Here is a 749-nt window from a genome sequence, read left to right on the forward strand (position 1 = left end):
GCAGGGGACACACTGGTTAATCAAGGTAATGAATATCATCGTGACGATAAGCTATTGATTGGACAACGAGGGCTACAAGCTCAAGATATGCCAGCAGCCATTCGTCATGTTATGCAATTAATAATGGTTGAGTAACCATCATTAGTATAAAGATTAGGTCGTAGCGCTGCCACAATATTGGTCGATTGCCTGCTGTACACGCTCACGTTTTAGCTCAATCTCGCGGCCATCTAAGTACTGACGCTTGCCATTTGCATCCATCTCATAGATACGGCCGCCAACATTTAAGTTAGTTAGGTTGTTACGTAGCGATTGACAGCGCTGGGCATTGGCTTGCGCTTCTTGTTCTTTGATACGTGCTTCGAGCGCTGCTACACGCTGCTCTTCTGCCGTTTGAGTATTATTGCTTTGGCTGGCATCTGTTTTGCCTGCCATTTCTCCGGCGTTGTTTTGTCTACCGTCACTACGAAACTCAATCAATTCAATATTTTTACCATTTTGCGGTGCGTGCTGGCTATATTTAACTTCGCCATGTGCGCCAATGGATTTGTAAACTTGAATAGCCTGACTGGCATTCATGGACAGCATTAGCATACACGCAGTACTTGTTAGCAGTTTGGCAGCGGTAGCTATTTTAGACGCATATGCCATAGCAGCAATCCTCTTGTTTTATAAAAGCAAATTTGTATAAGGGTAAATATAACATTTGAGCACTTTATTGGCAGCACTAATGTATTGACTTCCAATTT

General features: G+C 43.1%; 1 protein-coding gene. It reads right to left on the reverse strand.

Translation table 11 applies throughout. From position 1 onward, the window contains the following. Positions 1 to 153: 153 nt before the first annotated feature. Positions 154 to 651, reverse strand: a complete 498-nt coding sequence (locus ACS8FC_RS17040; RefSeq protein WP_439297659.1) for a DUF4124 domain-containing protein — start codon at positions 649 to 651, stop codon at positions 154 to 156. Positions 652 to 749 lie beyond the last annotated feature (98 nt).

The sequence above is a fragment of the Psychrobacter sp. 1Y4 genome (assembly GCF_051847555.1).

Excerpts from the sequence above, each read along its gene's own strand:
- ACS8FC_RS17040 (WP_439297659.1), bottom strand. The coding sequence starts at position 651 with ATGGCATATGCGTCTAAAATAGCTACCGCTGCCAAACTGCTAACAAGT.